22 protein-coding genes are annotated in these 19,486 nt (G+C 66.9%); 12 read left to right on the forward strand and 10 right to left on the reverse strand.

The window, feature by feature from the left end; all coding sequences use genetic code 11:
* Positions 1 to 303 precede the first annotated feature (303 nt).
* Complete coding sequence (locus D9R08_RS12105; RefSeq protein ID WP_121898332.1) at positions 304 to 612, forward strand: DUF4389 domain-containing protein; 309 nt, start codon at positions 304 to 306, stop codon at positions 610 to 612.
* 106 nt (positions 613 to 718) lie between these two features.
* Here D9R08_RS12105 and D9R08_RS12110 read toward each other — a convergent pair whose 3' ends face one another.
* From D9R08_RS12110 to D9R08_RS12140, 7 genes are all read right to left on the reverse strand, one after another.
* On the reverse strand, positions 719 to 970 hold the full coding sequence (locus D9R08_RS12110) for a hypothetical protein (RefSeq protein ID WP_121898333.1): 252 nt from the start codon (positions 968 to 970) through the stop codon (positions 719 to 721).
* A gap of 60 nt (positions 971 to 1,030) precedes the next feature.
* Positions 1,031 to 2,857 (reverse strand): M3 family oligoendopeptidase, encoded by a 1,827-nt coding sequence (locus D9R08_RS12115; protein ID WP_121898334.1) that lies wholly within the window; start codon positions 2,855 to 2,857, stop codon positions 1,031 to 1,033.
* A 133-nt stretch (positions 2,858 to 2,990) separates the two neighbouring features.
* Positions 2,991 to 3,353: a hypothetical protein gene (locus D9R08_RS12120; protein ID WP_121898335.1), complete on the reverse strand. Its 363-nt coding sequence runs from the start codon at positions 3,351 to 3,353 to the stop codon at positions 2,991 to 2,993.
* Positions 3,354 to 3,384: 31 nt separating this feature from the next.
* Positions 3,385 to 4,431 (reverse strand): endonuclease/exonuclease/phosphatase family protein, encoded by a 1,047-nt coding sequence (locus D9R08_RS12125; protein ID WP_121898336.1) that lies wholly within the window; start codon positions 4,429 to 4,431, stop codon positions 3,385 to 3,387.
* Positions 4,432 to 4,438: 7 nt separating this feature from the next.
* Positions 4,439 to 5,122 (reverse strand): molecular chaperone DjiA, encoded by a 684-nt coding sequence (locus D9R08_RS12130; protein ID WP_121898337.1) that lies wholly within the window; start codon positions 5,120 to 5,122, stop codon positions 4,439 to 4,441.
* Positions 5,123 to 5,155: 33 nt separating this feature from the next.
* Positions 5,156 to 5,626 (reverse strand): GNAT family N-acetyltransferase, encoded by a 471-nt coding sequence (locus D9R08_RS12135; protein ID WP_121898338.1) that lies wholly within the window; start codon positions 5,624 to 5,626, stop codon positions 5,156 to 5,158.
* Complete coding sequence (locus D9R08_RS12140) at positions 5,623 to 6,237, reverse strand: VOC family protein (protein WP_121898339.1); 615 nt, start codon at positions 6,235 to 6,237, stop codon at positions 5,623 to 5,625. The genes D9R08_RS12135 and D9R08_RS12140 overlap by 4 nt, the downstream gene beginning before the upstream one ends.
* A gap of 230 nt (positions 6,238 to 6,467) precedes the next feature.
* Here D9R08_RS12140 and D9R08_RS12145 point away from each other — a divergent pair, with 230 nt between their 5' ends.
* The 5 genes from D9R08_RS12145 to D9R08_RS12165 are packed head-to-tail and all read left to right on the forward strand — an operon-like array spanning position 6,468 to position 11,003.
* A complete protein-coding gene (locus D9R08_RS12145; RefSeq protein ID WP_121898340.1) occupies positions 6,468 to 7,043 on the forward strand; it encodes a 5-formyltetrahydrofolate cyclo-ligase in 576 nt (191 codons plus the stop codon).
* A gap of 27 nt (positions 7,044 to 7,070) precedes the next feature.
* Complete coding sequence (locus D9R08_RS12150; RefSeq protein ID WP_121898579.1) at positions 7,071 to 7,883, forward strand: TIGR00282 family metallophosphoesterase; 813 nt, start codon at positions 7,071 to 7,073, stop codon at positions 7,881 to 7,883.
* Positions 7,880 to 8,809, forward strand: a complete 930-nt coding sequence (locus D9R08_RS12155) for a DMT family transporter (RefSeq protein ID WP_121898341.1) — start codon at positions 7,880 to 7,882, stop codon at positions 8,807 to 8,809. Before D9R08_RS12150 ends, D9R08_RS12155 begins: the two co-directional genes overlap by 4 nt.
* Positions 8,810 to 8,830: 21 nt before the next feature.
* Positions 8,831 to 10,609 carry an SLC13 family permease gene (locus D9R08_RS12160; RefSeq protein ID WP_121898342.1) on the forward strand — a complete coding sequence of 593 codons (1,779 nt, stop codon included), beginning with the start codon at positions 8,831 to 8,833 and terminating at the stop codon, positions 10,607 to 10,609.
* Positions 10,610 to 10,628: 19 nt separating this feature from the next.
* Positions 10,629 to 11,003, forward strand: coding sequence for a hypothetical protein (locus D9R08_RS12165; RefSeq protein WP_121898343.1), 375 nt, complete (start codon positions 10,629 to 10,631; stop codon positions 11,001 to 11,003).
* Between the two features lie 272 nt (positions 11,004 to 11,275).
* Here the strand turns inward: D9R08_RS12165 and D9R08_RS12170 are convergent, their stop codons facing one another.
* Together D9R08_RS12170 and D9R08_RS12175 are read right to left on the reverse strand one after the other, a co-directional pair.
* The gene (locus D9R08_RS12170; protein ID WP_121898344.1) at positions 11,276 to 13,051 is read right to left on the reverse strand and encodes an SLC13 family permease; all 1,776 of its coding nucleotides are present in this window, start codon (positions 13,049 to 13,051) and stop codon (positions 11,276 to 11,278) included.
* 88 nt (positions 13,052 to 13,139) lie between these two features.
* A complete protein-coding gene (locus D9R08_RS12175; protein ID WP_121898345.1) occupies positions 13,140 to 13,883 on the reverse strand; it encodes a 1-(5-phosphoribosyl)-5-[(5-phosphoribosylamino)methylideneamino]imidazole-4-carboxamide isomerase in 744 nt (247 codons plus the stop codon).
* A gap of 188 nt (positions 13,884 to 14,071) precedes the next feature.
* Here D9R08_RS12175 and D9R08_RS12180 point away from each other — a divergent pair, with 188 nt between their 5' ends.
* Positions 14,072 to 14,812 carry a YebC/PmpR family DNA-binding transcriptional regulator gene (locus D9R08_RS12180; RefSeq protein WP_121898346.1) on the forward strand — a complete coding sequence of 247 codons (741 nt, stop codon included), beginning with the start codon at positions 14,072 to 14,074 and terminating at the stop codon, positions 14,810 to 14,812.
* A gap of 43 nt (positions 14,813 to 14,855) precedes the next feature.
* Here D9R08_RS12180 and D9R08_RS12185 read toward each other — a convergent pair whose 3' ends face one another.
* On the reverse strand, positions 14,856 to 15,746 hold the full coding sequence (locus D9R08_RS12185) for a LysR family transcriptional regulator ArgP (protein ID WP_121898347.1): 891 nt from the start codon (positions 15,744 to 15,746) through the stop codon (positions 14,856 to 14,858).
* 92 nt (positions 15,747 to 15,838) lie between these two features.
* On the opposite strand from D9R08_RS12185, the gene D9R08_RS12190 reads away from it, so the two are divergent.
* The 5 genes from D9R08_RS12190 to D9R08_RS12210 all read left to right on the forward strand — a co-directional run bounded on the left by D9R08_RS12190 (position 15,839) and on the right by D9R08_RS12210 (position 19,398).
* Entirely contained in the window at positions 15,839 to 16,444 is a 606-nt protein-coding gene (locus tag D9R08_RS12190; RefSeq protein WP_121898348.1) for a LysE/ArgO family amino acid transporter, read from the forward strand.
* 42 nt (positions 16,445 to 16,486) lie between these two features.
* Positions 16,487 to 17,410, forward strand: a complete 924-nt coding sequence (locus D9R08_RS12195) for a DMT family transporter (protein ID WP_121898349.1) — start codon at positions 16,487 to 16,489, stop codon at positions 17,408 to 17,410.
* 227 nt (positions 17,411 to 17,637) lie between these two features.
* Positions 17,638 to 18,327 carry an HAD family hydrolase gene (locus tag D9R08_RS12200; RefSeq protein WP_158598992.1) on the forward strand — a complete coding sequence of 230 codons (690 nt, stop codon included), beginning with the start codon at positions 17,638 to 17,640 and terminating at the stop codon, positions 18,325 to 18,327.
* Positions 18,328 to 18,405: 78 nt separating this feature from the next.
* Entirely contained in the window at positions 18,406 to 19,077 is a 672-nt protein-coding gene (locus D9R08_RS12205) for a thermonuclease family protein (protein WP_121898351.1), read from the forward strand.
* Positions 19,078 to 19,158: 81 nt separating this feature from the next.
* Complete coding sequence (locus D9R08_RS12210; RefSeq protein WP_121898580.1) at positions 19,159 to 19,398, forward strand: YdcH family protein; 240 nt, start codon at positions 19,159 to 19,161, stop codon at positions 19,396 to 19,398.
* Positions 19,399 to 19,486 lie beyond the last annotated feature (88 nt).

Raw genomic sequence — 19,486 nt, forward strand, 5'->3', positions numbered from 1 at the left:
CGGAGCGGGCGCGCGCGACCGGGGCTTCTCCCTCCCCGGGCCGCCGCGACCCGACCGCAGAGAAACGGCCCCCGCGGGTTTCCGCCCCGGGGGCCGTTTGCTCATGACGAAGCCGCAAAACCCACGCTGATAGAGAGAGCGTGGGCACACTGCCCCGGCGCGCGACTGCGGCGGCGCGCCCGCCAGTTTTCGCTCCGAATTGCGCGCGGACAGGGCTCTGCACCGGTCGATCCCGTCTTTGCGGTGGCAGATAGGGCCCGGGCTGAGGTATCATGGGTCGACCGCGCACAAGGAGAGATACGGATGCCGCTCAGCGAGGAAGAGAAAGTCAACGGTCGCCTGAACGGCGAGCAGAACGAGCCCAGCGGTCGCGAAGGGCTGGTCATGCGCTTTGTCTATATGGTGCTGATCTCCGTCATGCTGAGTTTTGCGCATACGGTTCTGGGCGCACTGACCATAATCCAGTTCGTCGTCATGGTGATCAATGGCGGCGAGCCGAATGCCCGGCTGGCCGAGTTCGGCACCGATCTGGGCATCTGGATCGCCAAGGCCGCCCGGTTCCAGACCGCCGCCAGCGAGGTCAAGCCCTGGCCATGGACCGAGCTGGACTAGATCCCGCGGCCCCGGTTCAGCGCATGGCGGACGGCGCGGCTGACCGGCCTTACAGGACGCCCCGGAGAGCGTGCCCACGCAGGTGTCGCCCGGCCGAGCGGCCTGACTACCGTCGCCGTCCGCCGCGGAGTCGGCGCCAGATCGGTCCGATGTCAAGCGCGGCCACGGCCACGCCAAGCGGGATCATCCAGAAGCCCAGAACCGGCAGAAACCCGAAAATCCCGCCCAGGATCAGAAGCAGTCCGAGGATGAGGCGCAAGCCCGGCGGGACATGCGACCGCACCCAGACCAGCGCGCGGGCAAGCCGCCCCCTGACGGTGCGCTTGACGGGGGGCGTGCGGGGCGGCGTATCAGGCATCGGGACAGCCCGGTCCGTGCAGCCCGGAAAGGCGCCGGTCACGCCGTTCCGGGACGCGGCTCACCCCTCCATCGCCTCCAGTTCGTCGATGAAGCCTTCGATCATGCTCAACCCCTTGTCCCAGAAGGCCGGGTCGCTCGCATCGAGGCCGAAGGGTGCCAGAAGCTCCTTGTGGTGCTTCGATCCGCCGGCCTTCAGCATTTCGAAATACTTCTCCTGAAAGCCCGGCTCGCCCTCCGCATAGACCGCATAAAGCGCGTTCACCAACCCGTCGCCAAACGCATAGGCATAGACGTAGAAGGGCGAATGCACGAAATGCGGGATATAGGCCCAGAAGGTCTCGTACCCTTCCATGAAGTTGAACACCGGGCCCAGCGATTCCGCCTGCACCGACATCCAGAGCGCGTTGATATCGTCGGGCGTCAACTCGCCCTCGCGCCGCGCGTCATGCAGCTTGCACTCGAAATCGTAAAACGCGATCTGGCGCACGACGGTGTTGATCATGTCTTCCACCTTGCCCGCCAGCAGCACCTTCTTCTGTTCCGGCGTTTCGGCGGCATCGAGCAGTTTGCGGAAGGTCAGCATCTCGCCGAAAACGCTTGCGGTCTCGGCCAGCGTCAGCGGGGTGGAGGACAGCAACTCGCCTTGCCCGGCCGCCAGCCGCTGATGCACGCCATGGCCCAGCTCATGGGCAAGGGTCATGACATCGCGGGGTTTCCCGAGATAGTTCAGCATCACATAGGGATGCACGTCGACAACGGTGGGATGGGCGAAGGCCCCGGGCGCCTTGCCGTCCTTCACCGCCGCATCGATCCAGCCATCGGTGAAAAACGGCTCGGCCAGATCGGCCAGGCGCGGGTCGAACGCCGCATAGGCGTCGGTCACGGTCGCGCGGGCCTCGTCCCAGGTGACCAGCCGGGTATCCTCCATCGGCAGGGGCGCGTTGCGGTCCCAGACCTCCAGCGTCTCCAGCCCCAGCCATTTGGCTTTCAGGGCGTAATAGCGATGCGACAGGCGCGGATAGGCGGCGACCACCGCATTTCTCAGCGCCTCGACCACTTCGGGTTCCACATGGTTCGCCAGATGGCGGCCCGCCTGCGGGCTGGGCAGCTTGCGCCAGCGATCCTCGATCTCCTTTTCCTTCGCAAGCGTGTTGTGTACCCGCGCGAACAGGCCCAGCCGGGTCTGGAAGGTCGCGACAAGCGCCCGCGCGCCGGCCTCGCGCCGGGCACGGTCCTGGTCGGTCAGCAGGTTCAGCGTCGCCTCGATGCCAAGGCGTTCGCCCTGCACATCGAAACTCAGCCCCGCGATGGTTTCGTCGAACAGTTTGTTCCAGGCCGCTGCGCCAACGGTGGACTGGTCGTGCAGAAACCGCTCCAGCTCATCGGAAAGCTGATAGGGTTTCATCGCCCGCATCCGGTCGAAAACCGGGCGGTAGCGCGCCAGATCAGCATTGCCGGCCATCAGCGTCTCGTAAGTGTCATCGCTGATCCGGTTGAATTCCAGAGAGAAAAAGACCAGCGGCGTGGTAAAGGCGGTGATCCTGTCCTGACAGTCGGACATGAATTTCGCCCGCGCCGGATCGGTGGTGTGCTGGTAGTAGCGCAGGCCCGCGAAGGACATGATCCGCCCGCTCACCAGATCGATCTTTTCGTAACGCTGCACGCAATCGAGCATCTCGTCTGAGTTCAGCCCGGCAAGCTTGCCCTCATAGGTCGCGGCGAAATCGGCGCACTCGCCCTCCAGCCAGGCCATGTCGCGGGTCAGTTCGGGCGCATCCTGCGCGGTGTAAAGATCGCTGAGATCCCATTCCGGCAGCTCACCCAGGGGCGCACCCCCGGTATCGGCGGCGGCATCGCGGGCAGGGGCGGGCAGGGGCAGGCGCATCGGAAAACCTCGGGGCTGGATCGCGTTCCCCCTTGATATGAGCCAGCGGGCGTTGAGCCTCAACCCCTCCGGGCGCAATTCCTCTCCGCGCGCGGCCTGGCACCCGGTCTGTCCGGAGGTGCGGAGGCGTGGCCTAAAGCTCCACCTCGCCCCCTTCGCCGGGTTCGGGCAGAACAGGCATGTCGTCGCGGCGGCGGATGATGATATCCCCGTTGGGCAGACGTTCGGGCGGATGATAGGCGGTCATGTCGTCCATCGCATCGGCCAGACCCTGCATGAAGGGCAGCATCTCCTGTTCCAGAAAGGGCTGGATCTCCTCCAGCATCGGCTCCATTTCCTCGCGCAGCCCTTCAAGGATCAGCTCCGCGCCCCGCGCGAACAGATCAAGACCTTCGCGAAAGTCGCTCTCGGGCTCCGCGCCGTCCTGCGCCAGGGCAGGGGCGGGCACGGCAAGCAGGCTCAGGGCGACGAGGGCTGCGGGGGCAAGCTGTTTCATGGCCCCAATATAGGGCACTTCACGGCGTGGTTTAAGGGGAAAGACCACCCGGTCCTTCAAGCTCCAGGACGACCGGGAAATGGTCCGACGCGGTCAGAAGCGCGCGCCCCAGCGTCTCGTCGCGCCAGCAATCGGGGTCGTCGAACGGGTGCCAGATGCGCCAGCCGCACGCCCGCGGGCGCAGATCGTGGCTGATCATCACGTAATCCAGCAGGGCCGACAGAAACCGGTTTTCATCGCGCAGATAGAACCGTGCGGTGGTGGGCTGGGCCGCGATCCGGCTTTGCAGCGCGCGGCGCGCATGGGGGTCGAACAGCTGCCTGTCGGGGGGCAGATCCTTGCCCAGAACGATCTCCACACCCGACCGGCCGAAGAGCTTCTCATATTCGTCGAGCCCCGGCCCGTCGTTGAAATCGCCCAGCAGGATCAGGGGCTCGCCCGCATCCAGATGATGATCGACGCGCGCGCGCAGCCAGATACACTGAGCGAGTTGCTTGCGGCGGTTGGCGATGGCGATCCGCATCAGCTCGTCATCGCCGCGCGCGCCATGCGGCGCCTTCGACTTCACATGGACCCCGATCAGGCGCAGCGCGCCCGCCGCCGTGTCCAGAGCCACTTCGAGCGGCGGTTTGGAAAACCGCACCAGATCCTCGGTCGCGTCGATATCGAGGTCGATCCGGAACGTCCCGTCGAAGCGCGGCGCGCCGTCCCGGCCCTTCTTGCCGGTGGCCGCACCGATCGGGGCGTGGCGCGCGGACATCACATCGGGGTCGTAGAGCAGGATCAGTTCCTGCTGGGTGTCATTGGTAAAGCCCGCCTGCGCGCTGCGGGCCCGCAGCCCGAAGCGCATGGCGAACCGTTCAAGTGCGGTGGCGCCGTTGCGGTGGCGGGAACTGTCGGGCGCCTCCACCACCAGCACCGCATCGACATCGAGCGCCTGAAACACATAGCCGAGTGCGGCGATCTGCGCCGAACGGGTCACGTCCTGCCGCCCGGACCAGCCGTCATCGTCCAGAAGCGCGCCGTCATCGTCGAACAGGTTGGCGAACCATTCCACGTTATAGGTGGCGATGCGCATCGCGGTCTCAGTCCCGGCGATGGGCGGAGATCTCCTCCCACGCCCGGTTGATGCTTCGCAGCCGCATCTCGGCGAGACGGATGGCTTCCTCCGGCACGCCCCGGCCCATCATCCTGTCGGGATGGGTCTCGCGCACCTGACTGCGCCAGACCGCGCGGATCTCCTCCAGCGACATGGTGCTGTCGACGCCCAGAACAGCATAGGGGTCGGGTGCTGCATCGGGCACGTGGCGCGCGCGCAGGGACGTGAAATCGCGCGGGCTCATCCCGAAGATCTCCGCCACCCGTTCCAGAAACATGTCCTCCTTGGGGTGATAGGCCCCGTCGGCGCAGGCGATGTGGAAAAGCCCCTCCATCAGGTCGGAAAGGACGGCAGGATTGTCGGCGAACATCCGCGCGATGCGCGCGGCATATTCCTCGAACCCCGCCACATCCTCCCGCGCCAGATTGAACACGCGCGACGCCGCCGCCTCTTCCTCGGTCGGCACCTGGAACACCTCGCGAAAGGCGGTCACCTCGTCGCGGGTCACCCGTCCGTCCGCCTTGGCCATCTTGGCGCTGAGCGCGATAACCGCGATGGTAAAGGCAACCGACCGTTCCGGCGGGCTGCGCAGCCTGTCGAAGACCGCGCCAAGCCCTTCGCCCTTGGCGAGTGCCGAAAGCGCATCCGTTATGCGGGTCCAAAGCGACATGGGAGCGCTTTTAGCGGGAAACCGCCGGGGATGTCAGAGGAATTTCTGCATCAGCACAAGATCGTGCCAGCGCCCGAATTTCCAGCCGGCCTGCGGGATATGGGCGACCTCCCGATACCCGAGCGCCGCGTGGAACCCGCGCGCGGCTGCGTTCTCCGCCGACAGGCCCGCGATCATCGAATGGATGCTCCGGCCCCGCGCATGCGCCTCAAGCGCGGCCATCAGCGCGCGGCCCTCGCCCCGGCCCCGCGCCGCCGGCGCGATATGGATCGAATGTTCCGCCGTCCGCGCATAGCCGGGCCCCGCCCGGAATGCACCATAGGTGGCGAACCCCGATACCGTGCCCGCGGTTTCCGACACGAAGAACGGCTGCGCGGCCAGAACATCGGTCACCGCGTCGGCGGTTTTCGGCACAGTCGTGAAGGTGGCCGTGCTGCCGGTGATGACATCGGTCCAGATCGCCGCGATCGCCGCGGCATCACCGGCGCGGGCCCCGCGGATCACAGGTCGAGCGGCCCGCGGGCGGTGTCGAACCGCAGGCCCAGATAGGGGCTGTCCTCGGCCACGATCTCCAGCCTTGGATCGCTAAATACCGGGGCAAGCGCCGCGCGCAGCGCCTCCGCCTGCGGATGGGCAAGGGTCAGCCCGGTCAGCCGCACGCCCCGATCGGGCAGGCGCGGGGCAGGGTGGGCCGCCCCCTCCCATTCGATCAGCGCCGGAAACAGCCCATCGAAGGGCAGCCTGCCATCCGCGGGTATCGCCATCCGCCAGCGCAGATCGGCCCGGCTCAGCGACCAGGCCACCCCGATCCCGTCGGGCGCGGCGGCGATGGCCGCATCCAGATCGGGCACCCGCGCAATCCACGCGCCCGGCCCGGTCGGGCCGCGGAACCGGTCCAGATCGAACCAGCGTGGCTGCCCGGGGGCGGCCCCATCGGGGTCTATCGCGATGACCTCCAGATATTCCTCGGGCCCCAGTGACAGCAGCCGGTTGTGGGTACCCATCTCCGCGTGGGTCCCGCCGGGCTCAAGCGGTACGCCGAAGGCCATCTCCGCCCAGGCCGTGCCGGTCGCCAGATCGGGCGTGGCGATGGCGATGTGATCTAGGCTCAGCATGGCGTGTCTCCCGGAATGATGCCCTCCTGCCTACCGCGCGCCGGGCGGTTTCGCAAAGCCTCGTGGCCGGGGCCGGGCCGTCCTTTCGCTGCGTCAGTCTCCCTGGTCATCCCGTCATCCGGCCCGGCCCGGTCCCGGCATGCGGCGTTTTTTTGTTGCGTTGCCGGGCATTCGGCGCGAACGCTCCTGCCCATGATCCGATGCCGTCCAGCCCCGGGATATCCGTGCCGATGACCCTGTCCGAGCAGAAAGCGGCGCTTCGCCGCGACGCCTATGCCGCGCGCCAGACCGCATTTGCCGAAGGTCACGGGCTGGCGGCCACCGCCGCGCTCCTGGCCGAGATCGGGCCAGTCTCCGGCCATGTCATCTCGGGCTACATGCCGATCCGGACGGAGCTTGACCCGATCCCGGCGATGACGGCGCTTGCCGCGCGGAACCTTGTCTGCGTTCCGGTGATCGCGGCGAAGGGCAAACCGCTGCGCTTCCGGGAATGGACGCCGGCCACGGAGATGGTCCCGGGCCCCTTCGGCGCCCGGATCCCGGCAGATGGCGACTGGCTGGAGCCCGATATCCTGATCGTGCCGCTTGTGGGGTTCGATCGCGCGGCCAACCGGCTTGGCTATGGCGGAGGGTTCTATGACCGGACACTGGCGCGTCTGCGGGCAAATGGCCCCGTCCGCGCCCTTGGCTTTGCCTTCGCCGCACAGCAATTGCCGCCGCTGCCGGTGGAGCCCACGGACCAGCCCCTTGACGCCGTCGTCACCGAAACGGGAACGATCCGCCCGCCAGAACCGCCCTTGCCGTGACGCGGCACAGGCCCTAAGCCGATGATCATGAGATGTTTGTTTCTGGGCGATGTGATGGGCCGGGCGGGCCGGGCGGCGGTGGTGGCCCATGTGCCCCGGCTGCGCGAAGACTGGCGGCTGGATTTCGTCGTGGTCAATGGCGAAAACGCAACCTCGGGCGCGGGGCTGTCGGCGGCGCATGCGAAAACCCTGCTGGAGGCCGGGATCGATTGTCTGACGCTTGGCGATCATGCGTTTGACCAGCGCGACATGCTGCAATTCATCGAGAGCGAGCCGCGCATCCTGCGGCCGCTGAATTTCTCCAAATCCGCGCCGGGCAAGGGTGCGCGGCTGTTCGATGCGGCGGGCGGGCGCAAGGTGCTGGTGGCCCAGGCGCTGGGCCAGGTCTTCATGAAACGCCCCTTTGACGACCCGTTTTCGGCGTTGCAAGGCACGCTGGCGACCTATCCTCTGGGCGGTCAGGCGCAGGCGGTGATCGTCGATATCCATGCCGAGGCGACATCCGAGAAGATGGCCGTGGGCCATTTCTGCGACGGCCGCGCCAGCCTCGTGGTGGGGACCCATACCCATGTGCCCACCGGCGACGCGCAGATCCTGCCGGGCGGCACCGGCTACATGACCGATGCGGGGATGTGCGGCGATTATCATTCCGTTATCGGGATGGAGAAGACCGAGCCGCTGCGCCGCTTCATCACCGGTATGCCGAAAGAGCGCTTCACTCCCGCCGCCGGGGAGGCGACCCTGTCGGGCGTCTATGTGGAAACCGATGACCGGACGGGCAGGGCCGGCCGCATCCAGCCGGTGCGCATCGGCGGCCGCCTGCAGGAGACGGTTCCGTGAAACGGCGCGATGCCGCGGCGCTTCTGGGCCTTCTGCTCTGCATCGGCGCGGCCTGGGGCATCACCCACCCGCTGACCAAGATCGCCGTGTCCGAGGGCTACCGCCATTTCGGCCTCATCTTCTGGCAGGTCGTCATCGGCGCCTTGCTTCTGGGAACGATCAACCTTCTGCGGGGCCGGGGCCTGCCGCGGGGCCCGCGCCATATCGCGCTCTATGTCATCATCGCGCTGATCGGCACGTTGTTGCCGAATTCGGCCAGCTATACCGCCGCCATCCATCTGCCCTCGGGCATCCTGTCCATCGTCATCTCGCTGGTGCCGATGCTGGCCTTCCCGATCGCGCTGGCATGGGGTCTGGACCGGTTTTCGGGCCTGCGGTTTCTGGGTCTGGTGCTTGGCCTCATCGCCATCGTGATGATCGCGGCCCCCGAGACGAGCCTGCCCGACCGGGCCATGGTCTGGTGGTTGCCCGTGGCGCTGATCGCGCCCACCTTCTACGCGATCGAGGGCAATTTCGTGTCCCGCTACGGCACCGAGGGGCTCGACCCGGTGCAGGTTTTGCTGGGCGCCTCACTGGTCGGCATCGTTCTGGCCGCACCGCTGGCGCTGATGACCGGGCAATGGATTTCGCCCCTGCCGCCCTATGGGCTGCCCGACCTTGCGATCCTCGCCCTGGGCACGTTCCATGCCATCGCCTATGCCGGATATGTGTGGCTGGTCGGGCGCGCGGGCGCGGTTTTCGCCGCGCAGGTCAGCTATCTGGTCACCGGCAGCGGCATCCTCTGGGCCAAGCTGATCCTGGGCGAAACCTACTCTCCCTGGGTCTGGGCGGCCATGGCGGTCATGTTCGCGGGGCTCTTTCTGGTGCAGCCGCGCCCGAAAGAGATGCTGGACGGCGGTGCCGGCATCGGGAATGATGCGCGCTGAGGCAGCCGCGCAGGGGCATCCATGATCGACCTGACCCTATCGGCCCAGACCCAGGCCATCGCGACGCTTGCGGTGGTGGGCCTGATGTTCGTGATGTTCATTCGCGAACGCTACCCGACAGAGGTGGTGGCCCTGGCGGGCGTGTCGCTTCTGCTGGTCACCGGGCTTCTGCCCTATGCCGATGCGCTTGCGGTTTTGTCCAATCCCGCGCCATGGACCATCGCGGCGATGTTCATCACCATGGGCGCGCTGGTGCGCACCGGATCGCTCGAACGGTTCACCGCCCTGGCGGAGTCGAAGGCCCAGACCCGGCCCTTCGTGGCGCTGGGCGCGCTGATGGCCTTTGTCGTCGTCGGATCTGCTTTCGTGTCGAACACGCCGGTCGTCGTGGTGATGATCCCGGTCTTCGTCCAGATCGCGCGCTCGCTCGGCCGCCCGGCCTCGAAACTGCTGATCCCGCTCAGCTATGGCGCGATCATGGGCGGCACGCTGACGCTCATCGGTACCTCGACCAATCTGCTGGTCGATGGCGTTGCACGGGCACAGGGCCTTGAGCCCTTCACGATTTTCGAGATCACGCCGATCGGCCTCGTCGTGGTGGCCTGGGGCATGCTCTATCTGGGCGTGATCGCGCCGCGCCTGCTGCCCGATCGAGGGTCGATGGCCGATATGCTGTCGAACCGGGGCAAGATGAAATTCTTCACCGAGGTGGCCCTGCCCGAGGACAGCGCGCTCATTGGCCAGAATGTCAATGAGGTCGACATCTTCAGCCGTGACGGCGTGCGCCTGATCGACGTTTTGCGCGGCGATGCCTCCTTGCGCCGGAACATGGCCGATGTGGAGCTTCGCGCCGGCGACCGGGTGGTTCTGCGCACGGAAATGTCCGAGGTTCTGGGCCTGCAGGCCAACAAGCAACTCCGTACGGTCGACAAGCTCAGCTCGGTCGCGACCCAGACGGTGGAGGTGCTGATCACGCCGGGCTGCGGCATGGTCGGCCGCTCGCTGGGCTCGCTGCGCCTGCGCCGGCGCTACGGCGTCTACCCGCTTGCGGTGCACCGGCGGAACCAGAATATCGGCCGGCAACTGGACGATCTGGTGGTCCGCGTGGGCGACACCCTGCTCCTGGAGGGCGACCCGGCGGATATCCAGCGGCTGGCCACGGATATGGACCTCGTCGATGTCTCCAAGCCGTCGGCCCGCGCCTATCGCCGCAGCCACGCGCCGATCGCGCTGGCCGCGATGGCGGGCATCGTGATCCTCGCGGCGCTCAACATCGCGCCGATCTTTCTTCTGGCGATCGTCGCGGTCGCGGTGGTGCTGCTGACCCGCTGCATCGACGCGGACGAAGCCTTCGCCTCCGTCGATGGTCGCCTGCTGGCGCTGATCTTCTCGATGCTCGCCATCGGCGCTGCGCTTCAGGCCACGGGCGCGGTGGCGCTGGTTGTGGGCGGGCTGGCGCCCTGGCTGGCCGATCTGCCGCCCTTCCTGCTTGTCTGGGCGATCTACCTGATCACCTCGATCCTGACCGAGCTTGTGTCCAACAACGCCGTGGCCGTGGTGGTCACGCCCGTCGCCATCGGCTTGGCGCAGGCCATCGGCGTCGATCCCCGCCCGCTGGTCATCGCCGTGATGATTGCTGCCTCGGCCAGTTTCGCCACCCCAATCGGCTACCAGACCAATATGCTGGTCTATGGTCCGGGCGGGTACAAATTCACCGATTTCATGAAGGTGGGCATCCCGCTGACACTGAGCCTCGGGCTTGTGGTCAGCGCCATCATTCCGCTCATCTGGCCCCTCTGACCCACAAGGACATTCCCCCATGCCCCGCGCCCTGATCCTCCCGACCGCCGCCGCCCTCGCGCTGGCCGCCTGCACCATCGGGCCGCCGCGCCCGCTCTCGGTATCGCTGACCGACACGACCATCACCGTGCCCATGTCGAACGGGACGACCTGCACCGACACCGCGCCGCCGGGCGCTGCGACCGGCTGGACCGGCCGGCTGCAAGGCTGCCCCACCGCCTATGCCTACACGGTGGAAATCGACGATCGCACCAACCCGGTCCGCTATGTGCTGGAGGAGATCTTCACCGCCCTCGGCGGCCCGGATGTCATCGCGCCGCTCGCCACGGTCACCATCACCGACAGCACCGGCCGGACACGCACCTTCGCCTCGCCCCCGCCGCCGGAAAACTGAAAGCAGGAAAACTGAAACCCGAAAGCGAAACAGGTCGGGCACCCGGTCAAACCGGATCGGGTTTTCCCGGGCGCCTTCTCCTGGTGCGGTCATCGGCTCCGCAGCCTGTACCGCCCGAAGAGTCTCGGTGATTCCGGTTAGCAAAGCGTGAAGGGCTCTTCTTCTGGTCAAAAATACCGCCGCCGGAGGCATCTTGTCTTTTCTGGCGCTACAGAGATTTCAATGCCTCCGGCGGCGGTATTTCGAACCAGAAGAAGCGGGAAACGTGCGACCTAGAGCGGCCAGAACACCAGAATAGCGGGGATCGAGACCGCCACGATGATGATCTCCAGCGGCAGGCCCATGCGCCAGTAATCGCCGAAACCGTAGCCTCCGGGCCCCAGGATCAGCGTGTTGTTCTTGTGCCCGATGGGCGTCAGGAAGGCCGAGGATGCGGCGATCGCCACCGCCATCAGGAACGGGTCGGGGGAAACGTCCAGCGTCTGGGCCATCTGGATGCCTACGGGCGCCGCGACGATCGTGGTGGCGGTGTTGTTCAGGATATCGCTGAGCGTCATCGTGACGACCATCAGCACGGTCAGGATCATCCAGGCCGGCAGCCCGTCGGTCAGCGCCACCAGGGCGCCCGCGATCAGCTCCGTGCCGCCGGAGGTTTCCAGCGCTGCGCCAAGCGGGATCATCGAGCCGAGCAGCACCACGACCGGCCATTCGATGTGATCGTAGATTTCCGACAGCGGCAGGATCCGGGTCAGCACATAGCCCACCACTACGACCCCCAGCGCGACCGGCAGGTAGACCAGCCCCAGCGACGCCGCCAGAACCGCGGCCCCGAAAAGCCCGATGGCGAGCCAGGTCTTGCTGTCCCGGGTCACGTTCAGCCCGCGATCGGCCAGCGCCAGCCCGCCCAGCCAGTCCACCACGTCATCGGTGGTGTCGGACGGGGCCAGCAGCAGCAGGATATCGCCGGGTTCCACCACGGTCTTGCGCAGATGGCTGGTGATCCGCTTGCCCTGCCGCGCGATGCCCATCAGGACCGTGCGCTTGCGCCAGGAGAGGCCCACCGATTCAGCGGTGCGCCCGACGATCCTGGAGCTTTCGGGCACGACCATCTCAATCAGGCTGACACCCTCGCCGATGGCATCCGCCGCCGGGTTGTCCGCGGGCACGATGGCCAGCGAAAAGGCGGTCCGGAATTCGTCCAGCGCCTCGGGCGTGGCCTCCAGCACCAGCACGTCATCGGGCTTGATCTCAAGGTTGCGCCCGGTTCCGAACCGCCGCTTGCCGTCCCGCATCAGGCCCAGAATGGCCACATCGGCCTTTTCCGCCGGGTCCAGCAACTCGCGCAGCCGGGTGCCGACCAGCTTGTTCTCGGCGGGAATGATCAGCTCGGCGAGATAGGGCGCCAGTTCACCAATGCGGTCACCGCCGACGCCGCTGTCGCGGGACGGGATCAGCCGCCAGCCGATCAGCGCGATGAAGAGCAGCCCGGCGATGGCCGCGATCCCGCCCACGGGCGCGAAATCGAACATCCTGAACGGCTCGCCCAGCGAATCCTGCCGGATCGTGGCGATGATGATGTTGGGCGGCGTGCCGATCAGCGTGACCATCCCGCCCAGGATCGTGGCGAAGCTGAGCGGCATCAGCGACACGCCGGGGCTGCGCCCGGCCTTGCGCGCGGTGGCGATATCCACCGGCATCAGCAGCGCCAGCGCCGCGACATTGTTCATGAAGGCCGAGAGCACGCCGCCGATCCCGCCCATGATCACGATATGGGTCTTGAGCGAGCGCGTGGCATCGACAAGCGTGCGGGTGATCAGGAACACCGCGCCCGACCGCACGAGTCCGGCCGAAACCACAAGAACCAGTGCAACGACAAGCGTCGCGGGATGGCCAAACCCGGCAAATGCCGCATCCACGGGCACGACCCCCAGCAGGACCCCGGCCATCAGCGCGGAAAACGCCACCAGATCGTACCGGAACCGCCCCCAGAGAAGCAATGCGAAGACCGCGCCGAAAAGGGTGAATAGGATGATCTGGTCCGTGGTCATAGGACAAGTCTTATGGCGAAGCTCCGGGCGTGCAAACCGCCAAACGTGCCCGATGCCGGATAAAATCTCCGTCCGAGAGATTTGCCCGTCAGATGAACTCGGGCATCGGGCCGCGGACGGCGCGCGCCACCGCCAGTGCCTCGGCAAGATCGACCGAGCGGTCGAAAAGCGCCCGCCCGACAAGCGCGCCCGAGACATGGGGCACGAATTTCAGCCGCGCGATATCGTCAAGGCTGCGCGACAGGCCCCGCGCGATCACCGGCGCGCGCGCGATGTCGGCCAGCCGCGTGACCAGCGCCAGCGAGCCGTCGCTGTCCTCCACATCGGCGTCGATATCGGTGACGATGATCGCGGCCAGCGGATCGGTCTCATAGGCCGACAGAAACGCCTCCGGCGTGATCGCGCTTGTCCGGCGCCAGCCTTCGGTCATCACCTTGCCCTGAAAGACATCCAGCGCGATCACGATCTGGTCGGGGTAGCGCCGCGCGGCCTGTTTCACGATATCGGGGCTGGTGACGGCCAGCGTGCCCACCACCACCCGGCCCGCGCCCATGTCGATCCAGCCCGCGATCGCGTCGAGCGAGCGCAAACCGCCGCCGAACTGCACCGGAATGCCGACGCTGCGGATGATCTCCAACACCAGATCGTGGTTCCCGGTGTCCCCGGCGACCCGGTCGAAATCGGTCAGATGCAGCCATTCCGCCCCGGCCCGCGCAAAGCTCTTGGCCTTGGTCACCGGGTCCACGTGCCAGATCTGCGGCTCTTCCAGCCGGCCCCGGTAGAGGCTCACGCAGCGGCCGTTCTGCAACTCGATCATCGGATAGATCATCATGGCGGACGCCTCCCCCTTGTGCCTCTGCCGCCCAGAATAGCAGATGTCGCCGCCCGTGCGGGATTTGAAAACGGCATTTCCAGACCATCCGCCGGCGTGAACGAGCGCGCCTGTTATCGGGGGATTGCCCCCCCGCCATGGCCTGCCGTATAGACGGGGCTGCCGAGATTTTTGCACGAGGGATACCGATGGCGGGCCATTCAAAATGGGCGAATATTCAGCACCGCAAGGGGCGTCAGGATGCGGTCCGCTCCAAACTGTTCTCCAAACTCGCCAAGGAAATCACCGTGGCCGCCAAGATGGGCGACCCGGACCCGGACAAGAACCCGCGCCTGCGGCTGGCGGTGAAGGAGGCGAAATCCCAGTCCGTGCCGAAAGATGTGATCGACCGCGCGATCAAGAAATCGCTGGGCGGGGATGCGGAGAATTACGACGAGATCCGCTATGAGGGCTATGGGCCGAACGGAGTGGCGGTGATTGTCGAGGCGATGACCGACAACCGCAACCGCACCGCCTCCACGGTGCGGTCGACCTTCGGAAAACATGGCGGAAATCTGGGGGAAACCGGATCGGTCGCGTTCATGTTCGACCGCAAGGGGCAGGTCAGCTACCCCGCCGATGCGGGCGATGCGGATACGGTGATGATGGCCGCGATCGAGGCGGGCGCCGAGGATGTGGAAAGCTCCGAGGACGGGCATGTGATCTGGTGCGCCGATACCGATCTGAACGAGGTCTCGACGGCGCTGGAGGCGGAACTGGGCGAAAGCGAGTCGACCAAGCTGGTCTGGCGGCCCACCACCACGACCGAGCTGGATCTGGACGGCGCGCAGAAGCTGATGAAGCTGATCGAGGCGCTGGAGGATGATGACGACATCCAGAGCGTCACCGCGAATTTCGAGATCTCCGACGAGATCATGGAGCAGCTTTAGCCGGCGCGCCCGCCCCCCGGCGGAGCGTACAGGGCGGGCCTCGTCAGTCGGCGGTGACCGGATGCAGCCGGTCCGCCGCGGCCTTCCGAATGGCCCGGGTCAGCGGCCTCAGCGCGTTGGCCATCTGCCGCGGCACCTGCCAGCTCAGCGCCACGTCGAACACCTGATCGGGCCCAAGCGGCACCAGCGATCCATCGGCCAGCGCCTCCTCCACAAGGCTTTCGGGGTTAAGGCCCCAGCCGATACCCAGCTTTGCCGCCTCGACGAAGCCGTGGCTCGACGCGAAGAAATGGGTGGGCAGCGCCACTTTCTCCCCCGTCACCTGCTCGGCCCAGCGCTGTTGCAGCCGGTCCTTGGGGTTGAAGGTCAGCGCCGGGGCCTCGGCCAGCGCCTTGGCGGTCACGCCGTCGGCGAACCAGGTTTCGGCGAAGCCCGGCGCGCAGGTCGCGATGTAGCGCAGCGCCCCCAGCGGGAACACGTCGCAGCCTGGCACCGGCACGTTGCCCGCGGTCACCGCCGCCGAGACCGCCCCGCGTTTCAGCCAGTCCGCCGAATGGTCCTGATCGTCGATCTCCAGATGATAGAGATACCCCGGCACCGCAGCCAGCGCGGGCAGGGCCCATGTCGCAAGGCTGTCGGCATTCACCGCCAGACGCAGGGGCGTCGCCGGGTCGGGCAGCAAGCCCCCCAGATCCGCGGCAAGGGTCTTTTCCAGCAACCCCACCTCCTCGGCATGGCGCAGCAGCCGCGCGCCCGCGGGGGTGGCGCTGGCGGGCCGGGTCCGGCGCACCAGAACCGTGCCCAGCTTCTCCTCCAGCGCCTTCACCCGCTGGGACACGGCCGACTGGGTGATGTTCAGCTGCGCCGCCGCCCCGTCGAAGGAGCCGCTGCGCAGCACGGCGGAAAGCGCCATCAGGGCGTGAGTGTCTATCATTCGCAACTCTAATGTGGGTGCAGAAAACGTAACTGGCCTTATGGAACCCTATGGCCTAACCGGGGCGGGTTGCCAAGAGAAAGCGCCTTTGCATGACCGCCGCCTTTTTTCCCGGATTTGCCCTTGGCTTCAGCCTGATCCTCGCCATCGGGGCACAGAACGCCTTCGTGCTCCGGCAGGGGCTGCGGCGGGCCCATGTCTTCGCCGTCTGCCTGACCTGTGCGGTATCCGATGCGGTGCTGATCACGCTCGGCGTCACCTCCTTCGCGGTGGTGGCCGAGGCCTTGCCGTGGCTGGCGCCGGCCTTTCGCTATGGCGGCGCGGCTTTTCTGATCGTCTATGGCGCCCGCGCCTTTCTGGCCGCGTGGCGAGGGGCGGACGCGTTGCAGGCAGGGCGCAGCGGCGCCGGCAGTCTGCGCGCGACGGTGCTGACCTGTCTGGCGCTGACATGGCTGAACCCGCATGTCTATCTCGACACGGTGATGCTTCTGGGCTCGGTCTCCACCCAGTATGGCGACGCGGCCGCGTGGTTCGGGGCGGGGGCCGTCGCCTCCAGCTTCGTGTTCTTCTTCGGGCTTGGTTATGGCGCAAGGCTTCTGGCGCCGTTCTTCGCCCGGCCCCGCGCCTGGCAGATCCTCGATCTTCTGGTCGGGATGGTGATGTGGGCGATCGCGGCGAAACTGATCTTTCTGCTCTGAGTCCGCTTGCGGCCCGCGTGCCGATGGGGTTCTTTGGGGCCCATGGCCGATGCCGTCCAAATCCCTGAAAAACCTGCCGCCCGCCCCGTGATGGGCGTGTTCTGGATGTTGGTCACCGGGGCCTGTTTCGTTGCGGTCACCGCCATTGTGAAGGTCGTGGGCAACGAGGTGCCGCCGGCGCAATCGGCCTTTCTGCGCTATGTTCTGGGGCTGGTGTTCCTGATCCCGATGATCCGCCCGATCCTGCGCGCGCGGCTCAGCACCCGTGCGCTGAGGCTCTTCGGCATCCGCGGCGTGGCCCATACGGCCGGCGTGATCTGCTGGTTCTACGCGATGACCCAGATCCCCATCGCCGAGGTGACGGCGATGAACTATCTCAGCCCGGTTTACGTGACGCTGCTGGCGGTCGTCTTTCTGGGCGAGCGTCTGGCGGTCCGGCGCATTCTTGCGGTGGCTGTCGCCCTTCTGGGCGCGCTGATCATCCTGCGCCCCGGCTTTCGCGAACTGGGGCCGGGGCATTTCGCGATGCTGTTCACGGCTGCCAGCTTCGCCATCGGATATCTGATCGCCAAGATCATGGCCGATGAGGTGGAGGCCACGGTCGTGGTGGGCATGCTGTCGATCACGGTCACGATCTGTCTGGCGCCTTTCGCATGGGCGGTCTGGGTGCCGGTGACATGGGACCAACTGGGCTGGCTGTTTCTGGTCGCCGTCTTTGCCACGGGCGGGCATTACACGATGACGCTGGCATTCGCCGCGGCGCCGCTCACCGTGACCCAGCCGGTCACCTTTCTGCAACTGGTCTGGGCGACCGCGCTCGGCGCGCTGGTCTTCTCCGAGCCTGTGGATATCTGGGTGATCATGGGCGGCGGGCTGATCATCGCCGCGATCAGCTTCATGACCTGGAGAGAGGCCGTCCTGCGCCGTCGGGCGGTCACCCCGTCGGTTCCCCAGACAAAGATCTGAGCCAGGTTAACACTTTGTTAACACTTGACTGTTTCGGGGTGGCAGCGGCGACTTGCGAGTGGCCGCCCCCGCCGCCGGCAGGTTTCCAGCCTGCCCGGAAATTGGGCAGCCTCCGTCGCCGTCGCCCATTGCGGAACCAATGGCGCATGCCGCGGCGCGGCAAATGCGGCGGGGATGTTGCGCGCCGCCTGCCCCGGGGGTGCCATGATCCCGGCAGGAGACGTTTCATGACACCAAAAGCAGTCATTTTCGGAGGGATCGGCAGCCTCGCGGAATGCGCCGAACTCGACCGCGCGGCGTGGAACGCCGCCTTCCGCATTCACGGGGTGCCCTGGGAATGGTCCTGGGACACCTATGCGGAGCTGATGCGCCCCGGTGGCGACAGGCAACTGGCCGCGCGCTTCGCCGATCACCTGCGCGTGACCGTCGATGCCGCCCGGCTCGACGCAACCCATCAACGGGTGTTCGCCGCGCGCCTCTCGGGGGGCATTCCGCTCCGGCCGGGGGTGGATGGCGTGCTGCGGTGGGCCGCCCGGGCCGGGCTGACGCTCGCCCTTGTCAGCCGGTCCGAGGCGGCGCCGGTCCAGGCCCTGCTGAAGGCCACAGCCCGGGCGCGGGGCGGCATTCCCTTCGACATGACGGTATTGCGCAGCGACGTGGAGCGCATGGCCCCCGATCCGCAGGCGATGGAGCTTGCGCTGGACGAATTGTCGCTCGCGCCCGAACAGGCGGTGGCCATCGTCGATACGCCCGTCGCGGCGGAGGCGGCGGAAACGCTCGGCATCCCCTGTCTGGGCTTTCCGGGGCTGCTCGCCGCCGAGGGCGGCTTTGCCGAGACCCTTGCCCGGGCCTCGATCCTGAGCGTCGCCACGGTGCTGGAGGCCTGGCGCGGCCTGCCCATGGCGGCGGCCGAATAGCGCCGAAACCCGCCTCCAGATTAACACTTCGTTAAGATTTCGCTTGAAGCCGCGCGCGGCTTGGGCAACCTCTCGGACATGGGATTGTGTTCACGATTTGTTTGCGCCGCCGCACTCTTCCTCTGGGCGGTGTCCGGCGCCGCCGCGCGGGAGGTGAGCGGACCTGCCCGGGTCATCGACGGCGACACGCTGGAGGTGGCGGGCGTGACCGTTCGGCTGTTCGGAATCGACGCGCCGGAACGCGACCAGCCCTGCGCGCGCGGCGATGGCGGCCTCTGGCCCTGCGGCGATTGGGTCGCCGCCCGGCTGGATGCGCAGATCTCGGGCATGCGGATCACCTGCACCGGCGCGCGGACCGACCGCTACGATCGCCTGATCGCGCGCTGCGACGCGCCTGCGTCCGGCGATCTGGGCGCATGGTTGGTCGGCACCGGCATGGCCCGGGCCTATCGCCGCTATTCGCTCGACTACGTGCCGCAGGAAGAGATGGCGGAACGGGCGCGGCGCGGGCTCTGGGCCGGCCTCTGGGCCGATCCGGCGACCCATCGGGCGGCGCAGGCTCAGGAGCAGCCACCTGCCGACACCGGCGGCTGCCTGATCAAGGGCAATATTTCGGACAGCGGGCGGATCTACCATCTGCCGGGCAGCCGCTCCTATGCCGCCACGCGAATCGATGCGGCCACGGGCGAACGCTGGTTCTGCTCCGTGGCCGAGGCGGAAGCCGCCGGCTGGCGCGCGCCGCATGGCTGATTTGATTTCCCTCAATTGCACCTGCCGATGAGGGTGCTACCACGTGACTCGGACCGCAACAGGACGCAGAAGGAAACACCGATGAGCCACACACCCCACGAACTGGCCGAAGAATTCCCCGACCAAGTGGACAAAATTCACGAACTGAAAACCTCGGATGCGCATTTCGCAAAGCTGATGGATGCCTATCACGAGATCAACCGCGCGGTGCACCGGGCCGAAACCGGCGTGGAACCCTGCGAGGAACTGGCCGAGGTCCAGATGCGCAAGGAACGTCTGGCGCTGAAAGACCAGATCGCGGCCATGCTGTCGAAAGCCTGAGCACGGGTCTGAGCTTCGGGCCGGGGGGGCGTCTTCTCCCGGCCCGCCAAGACCGTCACCGGAAAAAAAGCAAGCGCCGTTCCGGAGA

It is taken from the genome of Rhodophyticola porphyridii (assembly GCF_003688285.1).
Taxonomy (GTDB): Bacteria; Pseudomonadota; Alphaproteobacteria; order Rhodobacterales; family Rhodobacteraceae; genus Rhodophyticola; species Rhodophyticola porphyridii.

What these genes read in the sequence shown, in the direction of transcription:
- D9R08_RS12150 (WP_121898579.1), top strand. Translation starts at nt 7,071, where the DNA reads ATGAGATGTTTGTTTCTGGGCGATGTGATGGGCCGGGCGGGCCGGGCG.
- D9R08_RS12110 (WP_121898333.1), bottom strand. Translation starts at nt 970, where the DNA reads ATGCCTGATACGCCGCCCCGCACGCCCCCCGTCAAGCGCACCGTCAGG.
- D9R08_RS12185 (WP_121898347.1), bottom strand. Translation starts at nt 15,746, where the DNA reads ATGATAGACACTCACGCCCTGATGGCGCTTTCCGCCGTGCTGCGCAGC.
- D9R08_RS12145 (WP_121898340.1), top strand. Translation starts at nt 6,468, where the DNA reads ATGACCCTGTCCGAGCAGAAAGCGGCGCTTCGCCGCGACGCCTATGCC.
- D9R08_RS12140 (WP_121898339.1), bottom strand. Translation starts at nt 6,237, where the DNA reads ATGCTGAGCCTAGATCACATCGCCATCGCCACGCCCGATCTGGCGACC.
- D9R08_RS12115 (WP_121898334.1), bottom strand. Translation starts at nt 2,857, where the DNA reads ATGCGCCTGCCCCTGCCCGCCCCTGCCCGCGATGCCGCCGCCGATACC.
- D9R08_RS12120 (WP_121898335.1), bottom strand. Translation starts at nt 3,353, where the DNA reads ATGAAACAGCTTGCCCCCGCAGCCCTCGTCGCCCTGAGCCTGCTTGCC.
- D9R08_RS12190 (WP_121898348.1), top strand. Translation starts at nt 15,839, where the DNA reads ATGACCGCCGCCTTTTTTCCCGGATTTGCCCTTGGCTTCAGCCTGATC.
- D9R08_RS12165 (WP_121898343.1), top strand. Translation starts at nt 10,629, where the DNA reads ATGCCCCGCGCCCTGATCCTCCCGACCGCCGCCGCCCTCGCGCTGGCC.
- D9R08_RS12105 (WP_121898332.1), top strand. Translation starts at nt 304, where the DNA reads ATGCCGCTCAGCGAGGAAGAGAAAGTCAACGGTCGCCTGAACGGCGAG.
- D9R08_RS12160 (WP_121898342.1), top strand. Translation starts at nt 8,831, where the DNA reads ATGATCGACCTGACCCTATCGGCCCAGACCCAGGCCATCGCGACGCTT.
- D9R08_RS12210 (WP_121898580.1), top strand. Translation starts at nt 19,159, where the DNA reads ATGAGCCACACACCCCACGAACTGGCCGAAGAATTCCCCGACCAAGTG.
- D9R08_RS12200 (WP_158598992.1), top strand. Translation starts at nt 17,638, where the DNA reads ATGACACCAAAAGCAGTCATTTTCGGAGGGATCGGCAGCCTCGCGGAA.
- D9R08_RS12170 (WP_121898344.1), bottom strand. Translation starts at nt 13,051, where the DNA reads ATGACCACGGACCAGATCATCCTATTCACCCTTTTCGGCGCGGTCTTC.
- D9R08_RS12125 (WP_121898336.1), bottom strand. Translation starts at nt 4,431, where the DNA reads ATGCGCATCGCCACCTATAACGTGGAATGGTTCGCCAACCTGTTCGAC.
- D9R08_RS12195 (WP_121898349.1), top strand. Translation starts at nt 16,487, where the DNA reads ATGGCCGATGCCGTCCAAATCCCTGAAAAACCTGCCGCCCGCCCCGTG.
- D9R08_RS12175 (WP_121898345.1), bottom strand. Translation starts at nt 13,883, where the DNA reads ATGATGATCTATCCGATGATCGAGTTGCAGAACGGCCGCTGCGTGAGC.
- D9R08_RS12130 (WP_121898337.1), bottom strand. Translation starts at nt 5,122, where the DNA reads ATGTCGCTTTGGACCCGCATAACGGATGCGCTTTCGGCACTCGCCAAG.
- D9R08_RS12180 (WP_121898346.1), top strand. Translation starts at nt 14,072, where the DNA reads ATGGCGGGCCATTCAAAATGGGCGAATATTCAGCACCGCAAGGGGCGT.
- D9R08_RS12205 (WP_121898351.1), top strand. Translation starts at nt 18,406, where the DNA reads ATGGGATTGTGTTCACGATTTGTTTGCGCCGCCGCACTCTTCCTCTGG.